Genomic DNA, 15531 nt, shown 5'->3' with positions numbered 1-15531 from the left:
AGGTAAACCCAATGGCCCGAGTTCGCCACAAACGCAAGCCGGTTGCCGAGATGAACGTGGTGCCCTACATCGACGTGATGTTGGTACTGCTGGTTATCTTCATGGTGACCGCGCCGATGCTCAACCAGGGCGTGAAAGTTGATCTGCCCAAGGTTTCCAGTGAAGCCTTGCCCCAGGACAACAACACCCAGGTACTGACCATTTCGATCAAGGCTGACAAGACCTACTACTGGAACCTTGGCAGTGAAGTCGACACCGAAAAGCAACAGGACAAGGCGATGACCTTGCCGCAGATGACCGACGCGGTGACCAAGATCATCCGTGCCGGCAACGAAGGCGGCAAACACACCCAGGTGTTCATTCGCGGTGATAAATCCGTCGACTACGGCGCCGTGATGGGTGCCATGGGCGGCCTGCAGAAAGCCGGAGTCGGTAACGTTGGCTTGATTACCGAGGCGCCCTGATGCACCAACAGCGAGAGCCGTCCGCCTCGGAAAGCTACTTCTGGCCTAGTGTCTGGGCAATTGCCTTGCACGTGCTGGTGTTTGGCATGCTGTTCGTCAGCTTCGCCATGACCCCGGAATTGCCCCCGGCCAAGCCGATCGTCCAGGCGACCCTGTATCAGCTGAAATCCAAGAGCCCGGCGACCACCCAGACCAATCAAAAAATTGCGGGTGAGGCGAAGAAATCCGCCGCGCGTCAGACCGAAGCCGAGCAGTTGGAGCAGAAGAAGGTCGAGCAGGAAGAGATCAAGGCTGCGGAACAAAAGAAAGAAGAGGCTGCTCAAAAGGCCGCGGAAGCGAAAAAGGCCGATGAAGCCAAGAAAGCTGACGAGGCGAAGAAGGCTGATGAAGCCAAGAAAGCTGCGGAAGCCAAGAAGGCTGAAGAGAAGCAATTGGCTGATGTAGCCAAGAAGAAAGCCGAAGAAGAAGCCAAGAAAGCCGCGGAAGAAGAGGCCAAGAAAAAGGCCGCTGAAGAAGCGAAGAAGAAAATCGTCGAAGACGCGAAGAAGAAAGCCGCGGAAGACGCGAAGAAGAAAGCTGAAGCTGACGAGGCGAAGAAAAAGATCGCTGAGGATGCGAAGAAAAAAGCTGCTGCCGACGCCGCGAAGAAAAAGGCCCAGGAAGCAGCGCGCAAATCTGCCGAAGAGAAAAAGGCTCAGGCCCTGGCAGACTTGCTATCCGATACGCCGGAGCGTGAAGCCACGAAGTCGGATGAGGTGGGGGACAGTGTCGCGGGCAGTTTCGATGACCTGATTCGTATCCGTGCAGCGGAAGGCTGGGCTCGTCCTCCTTCGGCGCGCAAGGGCATGACGGTGGAACTGCGGATCGGCATGTTGCCTGATGGCACGGTGACTACGGTTAGCGTGATCAAGTCCAGTGGTGATGGTCCGTTCGACGCTTCGGCGGTGGCGGCAGTCAAGAATATTGGGCGTTTGACAGAAATGCAGGGTTTGAGTCCGAAGGACTTCGCTCCCTATCGTTCATTCAAGATGACATTCACACCTGAGGATCTAGCCTTGTGAGAAACCTTCTTCGAGGAATGCTTGTCGTTATTTGCTGTATGGCAGGGATAGCGGCAGCGGATGAAAAAAACATTCTGGTCACCAGCGGCAGTGATCGGGCCACTCCGATCGCGGTAGTGCCGTTTGGCTGGCAGGGCGGTAGCGTGCTGCCGGACGACATGGCGCAGATCATCGGTGACGACCTGCGCAACTCGGGTTACTACGCACCTATCCCCAAGCAGAACATGATCAGCCTGCCGACCCAGGCCAGCGAAGTCATCTTCCGTGACTGGAAAGCCCTGGGCGCGCAGTACGTGATGGTCGGCAGCATTGTTCCAGCGGGTGGTCGCCTGCAGGTGCAATACGCACTGTTCAACGTCGCCACCGAGCAGCAAGTGCTGACCGGTAGCGTGTCGGGCAGCGTCGATCAGTTGCGTGACATGTCGCACTACATTTCCGACCAGTCCTTTGAAAAGCTCACCGGCATCAAGGGCGCGTTCTCGACGCGCCTGCTGTATGTGACGGCTGAGCGCTTTTCGGTGAACAACACCCGTTACACCCTGCAGCGTTCGGACTACGACGGTGCGCGGGCCGTGACTCTGTTGCAGTCCCGCGAGCCGATTCTGTCGCCGCGTTTTGCACCGGATGGCAAGCGCATTGCGTACGTGTCGTTCGAGCAGAAGCGTCCGCGCATCTTCGTCCAGCACATCGATACCGGGCGTCGTGAGCAGATCACCAACTTCGAAGGCTTGAACGGTGCACCTGCCTGGTCGCCTGATGGCAGCCGCCTGGCATTCGTGCTGTCCAAGGATGGCAACCCGGATATCTATGTGATGAACATGGCATCCCGGCAAATCAGCCGTGTCACCAGTGGCCCGGGCATCAATACCGAGCCGTTCTGGGGCAAGGATGGTTCCACCATCTATTTCACATCCGACCGTGGCGGCAAGCCGCAGGTCTATAAAAGCAATATCAACGGTGGTGGCGCCGAGCGTGTGACCTTTATTGGTAACTACAACGCCAACCCGAAACTTTCTGCTGACGAAAAGACCCTGGTAATGATTCACCGCCAGGATGGTTTCACCAACTTCCGGGTGGCGGCTCAGGATTTGCAGCGCGGTAGCGTAAAAATCCTTACAGACACCAACCTTGATGAGTCAGCTACTGTTGCGCCCAACGGCACCATGGTAATCTACGCCACCCGCCAGCAGGGCCGGGGAGTCTTGATGCTCGTGTCCATTAATGGACGTGTGAGGCTCCCGCTTCCTACCGCTCAAGGCGAAGTCAGAGAACCGTCCTGGTCCCCTTACCTGAACTGACGCGGCGCTACAATGTTTCACTTAACACACTGGGGTTCATTAGGAGTTTCACGATGGAAATGTTGAAGTTTGGTAAGTTTGCTGCGCTGGCTCTGGCCATGGCTGTGGCTGTAGGTTGCTCCTCCAAAGGTGGCGACAACGCCGGCGAAGGCGCTGTTGATCCAAACGCTGGTTACGGCGCTAACACTGGTGCTGTTGATGGCTCCCTGAGCGAAGAAGCTGCTCTGCGCGCAATCACCACCTTCTACTTCGAATACGACAGCTCGGACCTGAAGCCAGAAGCCATGCGCGCTCTGGACGTTCACGCCAAAGACCTGAAAGCAAACGGCGCTCGCGTTGTTCTGGAAGGCAACACCGACGAACGTGGTACTCGTGAGTACAACATGGCTCTGGGCGAGCGTCGTGCGAAAGCCGTTCAGCGCTACCTGGTTCTGCAGGGCGTTTCCCCTGCACAGCTGGAGCTGGTTTCCTACGGTAAAGAGCGTCCAGTTGCTACTGGCCACGACGAGCAGTCCTGGGCTCAAAACCGTCGCGTCGAACTGCGTAAGTAATTCGTCATGCGAACGTGCCGTCGTGCTGTAACTATTTTGGCTCTCAGTCTCACGCCGCTTGTGGCGTGGTCTGCGGTTCCTGTGGTCGATAACAACTCCGGCTATAACAATAGCGGGAGCAGTTATCCGCCAGCGGGTTATGGCACGAACGGCGCCTATGCCGGGGGAGGGGTTTCGCCCCCTGTCTCGGCACAGGGCGAGCTGTTCCAGCAACTGCAGCAAATGCAGGAGCAGATTGCACGGCAGCAAGGTGTGATCGAAGTTCTGCAAAATGATGTAGCGCGCATGAAGCAAGAAAGCCTGGAGCGATACCAGGATCTTGATCGGCGCATAGGAAGCGGTGTTGCACCTGCCGCGACTCCTGAGAATTCTTCTGCCGGTGGCGATAGCAATGCCGCCGGTGCCGCCGGCGCTGCTGCCCAGGCACCAGCTGCCAGCAGCGAACCCGGTGATCCGGCCAAGGAAAAGCTCTATTACGATGCTGCCTTCGACCTGATCAAAGCCAAGGATTTCGACAAGGCGAGCCAAGCTTTCTCGGCATTCCTGCGCAAGTACCCCAACAGTCAGTACGCCGGCAATGCCCAGTACTGGCTGGGTGAAGTGAACCTGGCCAAGGGCGATCTGCAAGGCGCAGGTCAGGCGTTCGCCAAGGTTTCCCAGCTGTATCCCAAGCACGCCAAGGTGCCGGACTCGCTGTACAAGCTGGCTGATGTAGAGCGCCGCCTGGGTCATACCGACCGGGTCAAAGGCATTCTGCAGCAGGTGGTAGCCCAGTATCCGGGCACTTCTGCCGCTCAGTTGGCACAACGGGATCTGCAACGCATGTAAATGCGTTGGCGGCCGTTACAAGAAACCCGCGCTTGCCGCGGGTTTTTTCGTTAGAATCCATGCCCTTTTTTCTGAAACACGCTTCCTGGGATCTGCGCGATGGCGGGGTTCCTTGAAGTGCCTGACGGAGGCGGACAGCCTGTTTAGCTGTTACGCCCGTGGCGACTATGCAAGACACATTGAGAATCACCGAAGTTTTCTACTCGTTGCAGGGGGAAACTCGGACTGCCGGGCTGCCCACGGTTTTTGTGCGCCTGACCGGTTGTCCGTTGCGTTGCCAATACTGCGACAGTGCCTACGCCTTCAGCGGCGGCACCCTGCGTACTCTCGACAGCCTGCTGGAGCAGGTTGCCGATTTCCGTCCGCGTTACGTCTGCGTCACCGGCGGCGAGCCGTTGGCCCAACCCAATGCCATTCCCTTGCTCAAGCAGCTGTGCGATGCCGGTTATGAAGTGTCGCTGGAAACCAGCGGCGCCCTGGATATCTCGGCCGTGGATCAGCGCGTCAGTCGGATCCTTGATCTGAAGACGCCGGGCTCCAAGGAAGCTCATCGCAATCGCTACGAGAACATCGAGCTGCTGACCGCCAACGATCAGGTCAAGTTTGTCATCTGTTCCCGCGAGGACTATGACTGGGCCGTGTCCAAGCTGATCCAGTACGGCCTTGAGCGACGTGCCGGCGAAGTGCTGTTTTCGCCGAGCCATCACGACCTGAATGCACGGGACCTGGCGGACTGGATCGTCGCTGACAACCTGCCGGTACGCCTGCAATTGCAGCTGCACAAATACCTTTGGAATGATGAGCCGGGGCGCTGACATGACTGAGCAAGCACAGAACCAAACCTTGACCGAAAAGCGTGCAGTGATCCTGCTCTCCGGTGGCCTGGACTCGGCCACCGTGGTGGCCATGGCCCGCGCCGAAGGCTACCGCTGCTACACCATGAGTTTCGATTACGGCCAGCGCCATCGTGCCGAGTTGCACGCTGCCGAGCGCGTGGCGCGGGATCTGGGCGTGGTGGAGCACAAGGTGATTGGCCTGAACCTCAACGGTATTGGCGGCTCGGCACTGACTGACAGTTCCATTGATGTGCCGGAAACTCCCGGTGAAGGTATTCCGGTGACTTATGTGCCGGCACGTAACACTGTATTCCTGTCCCTGGCTCTGGGCTGGGCGGAAGTCCTGGAGGCGCGGGATATCTTCATTGGCGTCAACGCCGTGGATTACTCCGGCTACCCGGATTGCCGTCCCGAGTTCGTCGAAGCGTTCGAGCGCATGGCCAATCTGGCGACCAAGGCCGGTGTCGAAGGGCAGGGCTTCCGTATCCAGGCGCCTCTGCAGAACCTCAGCAAGGCCGAGATCATCAAGGCCGGGGTGCGCCTGGGAGTGGATTACGGGCTGACGGTTTCCTGCTACCAGGCGGACGACAGGGGGCATGCGTGCGGTAAATGTGACAGCTGCCGTCTGCGTGCGGAGGGCTTCAATGCAGCCGGTATCAGCGATCCAACACCTTATTTTTGATTTTTTTCACATAGGGTGTTGAATTCCCGTTAGAAATCAGTATTATACGCGCCACCACACAGCGGGTCGTTAGCTCAGTTGGTAGAGCAGTTGGCTTTTAACCAATTGGTCGTAGGTTCGAATCCCACACGACCCACCATATTTGGCGGTTTAGAAAATCCGGAAGGCCCACGCAAGTGAGGATTTCCGGGTTTTTTTTTGCCTTGCAAAAACGTCCCTGCCGCGCTGCGATGGTTCAACTCACCAACTCCCCCCACGACTCAAAGACCCCGTGTTTCTATAAAGACTGGCCTTTTGCCGGTAGCCCGACTCCTCCCTAAAAACCTTGATAAATTCAGGGGCTTTATCTGAATTCCCACTTTTTTTCAGTGGTTATCGCTTTAAATTCGAAATAAGTGCGGGTCTCGTTGACAGTGCAAATGCCTCCCGCGTAAATCTTGCCGCCATTGCCGACAGGGGTTGCGTCCCTGGCAAGGAGAACACGTACCAGGGTCGGTAACTTCGCAACCAGCAGGGCTTTGCCCTGCCTGCACGAATCTGCCCCTGAGTATGTGCGTGAGTCACAAGCCCGGCTTACTCAAGGTGACAGGATGTTCACAGAAGCGGTTGCAATATCCGTTAAGCGCAGCGCCCCCTCCAGCCCTTCCGTTGTTCGTGGCAAGGGATGCTTTCTTTACGATGAGCAGGGCAAATCCTTTCTCGACATGTCCGGTGGCAGCGGCGCCGCCAACCTGGGTTATCAGCGCGATGACCTGGTCGAGGCCCTCAAGCGTCAATCCGAACTGCTGATTCATACCGGCTGGAATATCGACAACCCGCAGCGCCATGAAGTGGTGGCCAAGCTGGAGGGCCTGGTGCCCTACGCGCAAGCTTCGGTGTTTGCCGCGGTCACCGGTGCCGAGGCGATCGAGGTAGCGCTGAAAATCGCCCGCGCCGCGACCGGACGCCCGGGTGTGATGTATTTCCACAATTCCTTCCATGGCAAGACCCAGGGCGCCTTGTCGGTGACCTCCAACCGCGGTTTTCGCAAGCACCTTGCCGGTAGCGACAGCCTGCAACTGACCGCCCTGGCCCTGGATTATGACGCCGACCAGGACCCGGCCCGAGCCGCCTTGTGGCGCGAGCAACTGGCCGAGGATCTGCGCCAGGCGCAGCAGGCCAATCGCTTGCCGGCGGCGCTGATCATCGAACCGATCCAGGCGGCGGAAGGCATGTACCCGGTGCCCCAGGCGTTGCTCGAAGCGATTGTCGAACTGGGCAAGACCTTCGGCGTGATCACCATCTTCGATGAGATCTACACCGGTTTCGGTCGCACCGGGACCCCATTTTTCAGCAACCCGCAGCTACTGCCGGACTTGCTGGTCCTGGGCAAGGCCCTGGGCAACGGCCTGCCGATTTCTGCAGTGGTGGGCCGCCCGGAGTTGGTGGACTGCCTGGGGTATGCCGAGCATTCCTCCACCTTCACCCTGATGCCCCTGGCCTGCGCCGTGGCCTCCAAGGTGCTGGACATCTATCACCAGGAACAACCCTGGGAGTGGGCGGCGAGCAACGGCGCCTATCTGCGCCAGGCCCTCGAGGAACAGGGGGCGCAGGATGCGCGTTTGGTCAATGTGCGCGGTCGCGGCCTGATGCTCGCCTTCGATTTCGAGGGCCAGGGTCAGGGCGGTGATGTACTGGCCCTGCGCAACCGCCTGCTGGAGCACGGCGTGATCGTGCGCACCGGCGGACGCAATCCGGCGACGGTCAAGCTGACCCCGCCACTGAGCATCTCCCGGCAGGAAATCCAGGCATTCATGCAGACGCTGCAGGGCGTTTGCCGCTCCCTCTAATAACAACAAGGCAGGGATATCATGTTGCAGGCTTTTGCTCGCATGGCGGGTACCGATGTTGCAGGAATCATTGATGTCCAGGGCAGCCTTGGTTTTGCCGAGCTAGACCGGTTGCGCGAGGCCGTCAGTGCCGAATTGAAAGGGTTGCAGCAGCCGGTGGTGGCGTTGTATGCCAGCCATGGCCGGGCCATGTATGCGGCGCTGATCGCGGCCCTGTCCAGCGCCCGGCGCGTGGTGTTCATTGACCCGGCGAGCAACCTGGACGAACTGGCGCCGGTGCTTGAGCGCCTGGGCGTGAACCTGATCCTCAATGGCACGTCGCGGCCCGGCGCGCAACTGAGCGCCTCCTTGCCGGTGCTCGACCTGCTGCAGCTGCAGCCCCGGCCCGTAGCCCCTGGCCGTGCATACCCGCTGCGCTGCCAGGAGTACGTGATCTTCACCAGCGGCTCCACCGGTGAGCCCAAGGCCATAGTGCAACGCATCGAGGCCCTGGGTCGGCACATCGACAACTACATCGGCTATGTCGGTATCGGCCCTGGGCAGCGTGTCCTGCAACTGGCTTCCGCTGGCTGGGACGCCGGCCTGATGGACATCTTTGCCAGCCTGAAGACCGGCTCCACCCTGTGCAGCCTCAATCCCCGGGAACATGACTTCGCCGCCGTCGAGGCAATGATCGCCGAGCACGACATCGACGTGCTGCACATGACCGTGCCCTACCTGCGAGCCTTCTACAGCGACGCCAGCGCCACTTACGCCCAGCCCAAGCGGTTGGTGATCGGTGGCGAGATCATCCACCCCTCGGACATCCAGCGTTTCAACCAGGCCTTTGCGCCAGGTTCGCAATTGTTCAACGCCTACGGACCGACCGAGTGCACCACCGCGCTCTACGCCAGGATCGATCAGGGGCAGACCCTGCAGGACCCGACCTGGGCCCTGGATCGTCCGGTGGAGGGTGTAACCCTGGAGATTGCCCAGGAGCCGGGGCAGCCCTATGGCGAGGGCGTGGGTGAATTGCTGCTCTATTCCTCCCTGATTGCCCGGCGCCTGGACCCGGCCAGCGGGCTGATCGTCGAGCTGACCCAACCCAGCCCCACGGACCCGCAGCGCCCGTGCTACGCCACCGGCGATCTGGCGTGCCGCCTGCCTGATGGCGCCATTCGCCTGCTGGGGCGCAAGGACTCCATCGTCAAGGTCAACGGGCAGAAGGTCAGCCTGGTTCAGGTGGAGTCGGAGCTCAAGGCCCTGGCCCAGGTGCAGGAAGCCTGTGTGATCGCCCATCAGGCGGGGGATAACGTGGCCCTGGTGGCCTTTGTCATTGCCCGCGACGCCAGCCTCGACGAAGACCTGCTGCGTCAGGCCGCCAGGGCCGCGCTACCGGCGCACAGGGTGCCGGCGCGGTTCATGCTGGTGGAGCGTTTCGCCCTGAACCGCAATAACAAGATCGACCGGCAGGCGCTCGCGCAACTGGCCGCCAGTGCCATGGCACCAACGTCAACAGAGGCCGCATCGGAGCCTTTGTGGCAGGCCATCGGCCAGGTGCTCGGCGGGCAGAGTGCGGACCCGGCCAGGAGTTTTATCGACAATGGCGGTGATTCGCTGCGGGCCTTGCAGGTGGTCGCCACGCTGAAGAGAAAAGGTCTGGTGCTGGACCTGGAAGAGCTGCTGTCGGATCAGGCGCTGGGGCAGTTGCAGCTTCAGCCGGCGAAGGCCAAGGCTCGTCCCGGGGTTTCCCGAGCACAGGCCATCGGCTTGCCCAATCGGCGTTTTCTGCTCAGCCGCGGGATCAGCGACCTGGACCACTGGAACCAGGCCCTGGTGCTGGATATCGCCGCGGGCGAGGAGCCAGGGCGGGTCAGCCAGGCGTTGCGGGCGATATTCAGCCATCACTTCATCGAGCACGGCGTGCAGGACCTCGGCTTGCTGCCCGCCACGACGGACCTGCAACAAGCCGTGGCCCAGACCTGCGCGACCATCTCCCTGAGTCAGGGGCAGCACTTGTGTTTCAGTCAGCAACAGGACGCCGATGGCCACCACCTGATCATTGCCGGGCATCAGTTCCAGGTCGATCGGTACTCCTGGATGCTATTGGTTTCCGAGCTGGACGAATGCTTGGTACGGGGCCTGGAGTGCATGCAGCGCTGGGCTCGGCCAACGGCTTTCGAGGAGTGGCAGCAGACCTACCAGCGTGAGCATGCCGCTGCTACCCATGAGGCGTTCTGGGAGGCGCTGCCGTGGAGCCGCTGCGGGCCGTTGACGGCGCAGCAGCCCGAGTTTCCCCGGCGCGAGGCCTTTGGGCGGGTAGAACTGTCTTTGGGCCCGGTCCGCGACCTGCCGCAGTGGGCCCAGGGCGTTGCCGAGACCAGCCAGCTGTTGCTGGCGGCGATCCTTCGCGTCATGAGCCAGGGCGACGACAACCCGTTCCAGAAAGTCCATGTGCTGGATCACGGCCGGGCCCTGGACAAGAGTGGCGCCGAGCTCAACAGCGTGTTCGGTTGGCTGACGGTGATCTACCCCCTGGTGTTGCAGATCACCAGCCTGGACCTGCAGGCGATTGCTGGCGCAATCAAGGCCAGCCAACAGGCCAGCCAGGGGATCGCCCACAGTTTCGGCAACCGCTATTTCGCCACGCCCGAGGCCGAGCGGCTCAAGGGTCTGTTCGATTGTGGCTACAGCTACAACTTCCTCGGCGCCGTGGAGAACGAACCCGGGGCCCGGGTCGGCGTGCATCCCTTGAGCCTGCAGTTGATGCAGGGCAGCCCCAGCCATCACCTGGAGTTCACCGGCTACCTGGCTGCGGGCGAGCTGTTGCTGAAAATCGATTACGACCCGCAGGTCTTCGGCGCCGAGCGCCTGGAGTCGTTGTTGAGCGGGATCGTCACTGCCTTGAACGAGAGACACCTCCATGAACGCCATGCTCGATAACAACAAGAAACCTCGTTCATTGGTTGCCGTGCTGATGTTTCTCGGTTGCCTGCTGATCTGGTCCACCAACTGGATCGCCATCTCCCTGCAGGTGGAGCGCAGCGACGTCGGCTCGTCGCTGATGCTGCGCTTCCTGATCGCCTATGGCGTGCTGTGGTTGTGGCAACGGCTGTTCGCCGGCCCCCGGCAACCGGTGGCACGCAAGGCCTACCTGCTGATGGCCACGGTGGGTGCGGTGTACTTCTATGCCGGCATTGGCCTGGCCTACCTGGCCACTGCCTATCTGGGCGCTGCGCAGATGGCCTGCCTCAGCGCCTTCGTGATTTTCTTCATCATCGGTCTCAAACGGGTGTTCCTGCATGTGCCGGTTGCCTTGCACAACCTGCTCGGCGCAGTGGTGTGCATTGCCGGGCTGGGGGTGTTCATGCTTGGCGATCCGGGACGGCCGCTGTCGCTGGCTGGGGTGGCTCTGGGGCTGACGTCCTTTCTGGCGGTGGCCATCGCCTCGGTGCTTTCCGAACATATCCAGAAGACCTTCCAGCTCGGCACCTTGCACATCAACAAGGTCGCGTCCGGCTGGGCTTGCGCCCTGTACGCCATCAGCCTGCTGCTCAGCGGCCACAGGCTGCAGCTGCCCGCAACCCTGGTCGACCTCGGCATCCTGCTGTACCTGGGGGTGGTGTGCTCGGCATTGGTGTTCGTGCTGTTCATCGACCTGATCAAGCGCATGGGCGCCGAGAACGCCGGCTACGTCGGCGTGCTGTACCCGATCGGTGCCAGCTACCTGTCAGCGTGGCTGGGGGAGACGCCCCTGAGCCTGCACCTGATGCTCGGCAGTGCCCTGGTGATGTTGGGCAGCCTGATCAACTTCAAGTTTCGCTACCACCCCGCCCCCAAGAAAGTGGAGTTCAGCTGAATGAGCAATGTACGGATACGCCAGGCAACCACGGACGATCTGATCGGTATTTTCGAGGCCCACCGCAACTCGGTAGAGCGCCTGTGCACCTCTGAATACAGCGATCAGCAGATCCGCATGTGGCTCGATGGGCGCTCGCCGGAAACCTACCGCGAAGCCGTGGAAAAGGGCTTGTTGTGGCTGGCCGAGGGCGAGCAGATCGAAGGTTTCGTCGAGCTCGACGGCAACGAGATCAGCAAGTTGTTCATGCGTGGCGACGGTGCCAGGCGCGGTATCGGCAGCCGCTTGCTGGAGGTGGCGCTCGCTCGACTGCGGGCCAGCGGTGCCCGCTCCGCTTACCTGGAGGCGACTCTGACGGCCGAAGGCTTCTATGCCCATCACGGCTTCCAGAAGATCGGCGAAGGTACTTTCAGCCGGGGCAACAGCCCGGTCTCCATCGAAATCATCAAGATGGAACGCCCGCTTTGAGCTGACCGTCAGCGGCCCCTTCAGCACTGCAGGTTCTGCCCGCCCCTGATTCGCAGGGGCGCGGCCGGCTGCACCCGGAAAACGGCACACGAGGCTTGTCCAAGATGACAGGGATGTTATTGAAACTAACGGTGCTCGATCAGAATCTGTGTGCCGGTTGCGGCGCTTGTGCCCTGGTGTGTCCAGAGCAGGTGATCAGCTTCGACCCGGATCGGGTGGTGCCCTTGCTGGAGGGCATCGGCGACAGTTGTGGAACTTGCACCGAGTGCCTGGCGGTGTGTCCGGGGTTGCAGCCGGATACCGATCGCGCCGAGCTGGAGTTGTTCGGTCGTACCCGCCGCGCCGATGAGCGCTGGCTGGGAATCAGTCGCCACGCCATCGGCGCGCGCTCCACCGATCCGCAGATTGTCCGGCGCTCGGCCAGCGGCGGCACCGCCACCACCTTGTTGCTGACTGCTCGGGACCACTTCGGCGTGGACCTGACCCTGACCATGGGCCGTCACCCCGAGCAGGGCTGGCGCAGTGCCCCGCAGCTGGGCAGCGCCGCACAGGCGATCATCAACAATGCCCAGTCCACCTACCAGTTGGCGCCTTACCTGAATGCCCTGCGTGAAGTTTACGAGCAGCAGCCCAAGGCACGCATCGCCCTGGTGGGGCTGGCTTGCCACGTGCAGGCGATCCGCAAGTTGCAGCGTCGGGACACGGCCATCGGCCACTGGGCCCGCAGCCAGATCGTTTGCGTGATCGAGACCGCCTGTTCCTCCAACACCTTGCCGGCCGGCACCCGCAGCATCATCAGCGAAGTGCTGGGGCAGGACCCGCAACAGGTCCGCGGCATCAAGTACCGCGAAGGCGATTACCCCGGGCGCCTGCAAGTCACCCTGCTGGACAGCCAGACCTTCGGCATCGATTTCTGGGAAATCCTCGGCAAGCTCAAGGACAACAAGACCTTTCGCTGCCTCAGTTGCGGTGACTGGATGAGCGGGCTGGCCGACGTCAGCGTCTGTGACGGCGACCCGAACATTTTTGAAGCCAGTCTCAACGGCTCCCAGGAGCAGAAACACGGCCGTGCGCTGATCCGTACCGAAAGGGGCCAGGCCCTGGTGGACAGTGCGATCGCCCACGGCCGGCTGGAAAGCTGGGGCGTCGACCTGAGTGGCTTCAACCTCGGCCTTGAACGCAAGAAGAATCGCCGGCGCTTCTACGAAACCCAGCCGCTGGTGCTGCCCGCCGGCCCCGGTGTGGGCGACTCCTTCGACGACGAAGCGCTGGTGGACGACGCCGAACTGATCAACCCCGCCAAGTACAGGAGTACCCCATGATCGATTATCCGGACCGGCCCATCGATTTCACCCTGGACCGTGAACAGCAGGTCTGGGCCAACATCGACGACTACTTGCCGTCGGACAAGTCCATCAGCCACCGGATGATCCTGTTCGCTGCACTGGCTCGGCACCCGGTGCGCCTGCGGGACCTGAACCGGGGCAAGGCGGTGACCCTGTTGCTCGATGCCCTGCAGCAACTGGGCCTTGAGGTCACGCCGGGGCAAGCGCCACAGAGCCTGGAGATCAGCGGTGAGTTCGCCCAGGCAACCCATGATCGGCGGGTCGACCTGGGGCCCTCCAGCGCTGCGGCGCGGCTATTGATCGGGATGCTGGTGGGGCTCAATGTGCCGTGCATCGTCGACGGCGACGAGACCCTGCGCAATCGTCCCTTCGACTGGATCGTCGAGCCCTTGAACCAGATGGGTGCCCACCTGGAGTACCTGGGCCGGCCGGGAGCGCTGCCAATCCGCATTCATCAGGCGTCGTTCCAGGGCGGTGCGGCGCAGATCCGGATTGGCAGCGCCCAGGCCATCAGCACCTTGCTGTTTGCCGGGGTCGCGGCACGCAAGCCGATGTCGATCCGTTACCCGGTGGTGGCCCGGGATCACACCCAGCGCATCATCAACAGTTTTGGCGACTGGCTGCAGGACGAGCAACTGCAGATCCACTATCAGCCCCGTGACTGTGCAATCCCCACCGAGATCAGCGTGCCCCGCGACCCATCGGCCATTGCCTATCCCGCGGCGTTGTTCCTGCTGTGCAACCGCCACCAGGAGCAGCAGTGCCTGAGCTTCGACAACCTGTGCCTGAACCCGACGCGCCTGGGCTTCTTCAACTGGCTGCTGGCCTGCGGCTTCAACCTGACGCTGGAAGTGGACAGCATTCGCCATGGCGAGCCGGTGGGGCGTCTGCTGCTGCGCGGCGGTGGCCGACCCAGGGCCCACGACTTGCGCGACAAGCATCAGTTCCACGCGATGATCGACGAGGTGCCGCTGGCCCTGGCCATCAGCTGCGTGCTGCCGGGAAGTGCGACCTTCAGTGACCTTTACGAACTGACCTTCAAGGAGTCGGACCGGATCGCCGCCACCCGCAGCATGCTCAACGCCCTGGGCCTGGACTATCGGGTCGAGGGCTACGACGTGCAGGTGTCGGGCGGGCAGACACCGCGAGTGCAGGGGGCGATCCCGACCTTCGGCGATCATCGCCTGTCGATGACTGCCCATGTGCTACTGCTGGCCCACGGGCTCAAGGCCACCATCCTCGAAGGGCATTGCTACCAGACTTCCTTTCCAGGGTTCGCCCAATGCCTGGATCGCCTGACCGGACGGGAGGCCTGATGCGCGCCGATTGCTACACACTCACCGCCTGTGGCGCCAATGGCGTGATCGCCCTTGAGGCGCCGCTCGCCGCACTGGCGGCCACCGAAGTGCGGGTGGCGGTGGACTATTCCATGGTCAGTCCGGGGACCGAGCGCCACTACCTGCAGCAGGTTCGCGAGACGGGCGAGCAGTTGCCACTGGGCTATTGCGCGGTCGGGGTGGTTCACGCAGTGGGGGCCAAGGTTGCAGGCTTGCAACCGGGGGACCGGGTGGTGGCCATGGGCTGGAGGATCGCCACCCATTCCAACTGGATCCAGGTGCCGCAGCGCCTGGTGTGCAAGGTGCCGCCGTCACTGACTCAGGACCAGGCGATTCTCGCCACCCTGGGCGCCACGGCCGTGCATGCGGTGGACCGTGCGCAATTGCAGGCGGGGGAACAGATCCTGGTGGTGGGCATGGGCCTGGTGGGCAAGATGCTCGGCCTGGTGGCGGCCTGTCATGACGCGCAGATCTGGGTGGCCGACCTGAACCCGGCCGCCATCGATCCGGGCCTGCCGGTGCGGGTGCTCGACCTGCTGGCCGAGCCTGGGGCGATGGCCGGGCGCTTCACCCGGATCTTCCTGTGCATCGACGGCGATATCAGCGCCTTGTTCCCGCGCTTGCTGGCGCTGCTCGATCCGCAGGGCAACGGGCAAACCCGTTCGCGGCTGGTGAATGTCGGGCGAGTCAGCCTGACCCTGGAGCTCTCGCCGCAAATGGGCAACATCGACATCGTCAACGTTTCCCGCTGCGGTAACGGTTATCGCGACGACGCCTACCATCATGGCCTCAAGAATGTGCAGTGTCCGGCGGGGGAAGCCAGTGTGGAGCGCAACATCGCGCGCTGCCTCGACTACCTGGTGGCCGGCAAGGCCTGGTTGGAGCACTTGCAACGTGTCGAGATGAACCTGGACAAGGCGTTGCAGACCTACAACTCAGAGGCGTTCTTCGCCCCTGGAATCAACCTGATCAAGCACAGGGACGATTAACGGC

At 61.7% G+C, this 15531-nt stretch carries 14 protein-coding genes and 1 tRNA gene; all 15 read left to right on the top strand.

Going from position 1 to position 15531, the window contains the following annotated elements:
• Positions 1-11: 11 nt before the first annotated feature.
• The 15 genes from tolR to J5M73_RS15620 all read left to right on the top strand — a co-directional run bounded on the left by tolR (position 12) and on the right by J5M73_RS15620 (position 15527).
• Positions 12-464, top strand: coding sequence for a protein TolR (gene tolR / locus J5M73_RS15690; protein ID WP_011063015.1), 453 nt, complete (start codon positions 12-14; stop codon positions 462-464).
• Entirely contained in the window at positions 464-1525 is a 1062-nt protein-coding gene (gene tolA, locus J5M73_RS15685) for a cell envelope integrity protein TolA (RefSeq protein WP_102860559.1), read from the top strand. The genes tolR and tolA overlap by 1 nt, the downstream gene beginning before the upstream one ends.
• A gap of 17 nt (positions 1526-1542) precedes the next feature.
• Positions 1543-2823, top strand: coding sequence for a Tol-Pal system beta propeller repeat protein TolB (tolB, locus tag J5M73_RS15680; protein WP_170001676.1), 1281 nt, complete (start codon positions 1543-1545; stop codon positions 2821-2823).
• Between the two features lie 53 nt (positions 2824-2876).
• Positions 2877-3374: a peptidoglycan-associated lipoprotein Pal gene (gene pal / locus J5M73_RS15675; protein ID WP_003227510.1), complete on the top strand. Its 498-nt coding sequence runs from the start codon at positions 2877-2879 to the stop codon at positions 3372-3374.
• A 6-nt stretch (positions 3375-3380) separates the two neighbouring features.
• Complete coding sequence (ybgF, locus tag J5M73_RS15670) at positions 3381-4202, top strand: tol-pal system protein YbgF (RefSeq protein WP_102860561.1); 822 nt, start codon at positions 3381-3383, stop codon at positions 4200-4202.
• Between the two features lie 167 nt (positions 4203-4369).
• The gene (gene queE / locus J5M73_RS15665) at positions 4370-5017 is read left to right on the top strand and encodes a 7-carboxy-7-deazaguanine synthase QueE (protein ID WP_102860562.1); all 648 of its coding nucleotides are present in this window, start codon (positions 4370-4372) and stop codon (positions 5015-5017) included.
• A gap of 1 nt (position 5018) precedes the next feature.
• Positions 5019-5720 carry a 7-cyano-7-deazaguanine synthase QueC gene (gene queC / locus J5M73_RS15660; RefSeq protein ID WP_102860563.1) on the top strand — a complete coding sequence of 234 codons (702 nt, stop codon included), beginning with the start codon at positions 5019-5021 and terminating at the stop codon, positions 5718-5720.
• Positions 5721-5783: 63 nt separating this feature from the next.
• Positions 5784-5859, top strand: a tRNA-Lys gene (locus J5M73_RS15655).
• A gap of 451 nt (positions 5860-6310) precedes the next feature.
• Positions 6311-7549 carry an aspartate aminotransferase family protein gene (locus J5M73_RS15650; RefSeq protein WP_102860564.1) on the top strand — a complete coding sequence of 413 codons (1239 nt, stop codon included), beginning with the start codon at positions 6311-6313 and terminating at the stop codon, positions 7547-7549.
• Between the two features lie 21 nt (positions 7550-7570).
• On the top strand, positions 7571-10471 hold the full coding sequence (locus tag J5M73_RS15645; RefSeq protein ID WP_102860565.1) for an AMP-binding protein: 2901 nt from the start codon (positions 7571-7573) through the stop codon (positions 10469-10471).
• A complete protein-coding gene (locus J5M73_RS15640; RefSeq protein ID WP_102860566.1) occupies positions 10452-11387 on the top strand; it encodes a DMT family transporter in 936 nt (311 codons plus the stop codon). The genes J5M73_RS15645 and J5M73_RS15640 overlap by 20 nt, the downstream gene beginning before the upstream one ends.
• Complete coding sequence (locus J5M73_RS15635; protein ID WP_102860567.1) at positions 11388-11855, top strand: GNAT family N-acetyltransferase; 468 nt, start codon at positions 11388-11390, stop codon at positions 11853-11855.
• Between the two features lie 113 nt (positions 11856-11968).
• On the top strand, positions 11969-13177 hold the full coding sequence (locus tag J5M73_RS15630) for a Coenzyme F420 hydrogenase/dehydrogenase, beta subunit C-terminal domain (RefSeq protein ID WP_243433818.1): 1209 nt from the start codon (positions 11969-11971) through the stop codon (positions 13175-13177).
• On the top strand, positions 13174-14517 hold the full coding sequence (locus J5M73_RS15625) for a 3-phosphoshikimate 1-carboxyvinyltransferase (protein WP_102860569.1): 1344 nt from the start codon (positions 13174-13176) through the stop codon (positions 14515-14517). Before J5M73_RS15630 ends, J5M73_RS15625 begins: the two co-directional genes overlap by 4 nt.
• Positions 14517-15527, top strand: coding sequence for a zinc-binding alcohol dehydrogenase (locus J5M73_RS15620; protein ID WP_102860570.1), 1011 nt, complete (start codon positions 14517-14519; stop codon positions 15525-15527). The genes J5M73_RS15625 and J5M73_RS15620 overlap by 1 nt, the downstream gene beginning before the upstream one ends.
• Positions 15528-15531: the final 4 nt, after the last annotated feature.

This window comes from Pseudomonas sp. 50_B, assembly GCF_017491625.1.
Taxonomy (GTDB): domain Bacteria; phylum Pseudomonadota; class Gammaproteobacteria; order Pseudomonadales; family Pseudomonadaceae; genus Aquipseudomonas; species Aquipseudomonas danubii.
The sequence above is the reverse complement of the archived record's forward strand: the minus strand, read 5'-3'. Positions and strand labels throughout refer to the sequence as shown.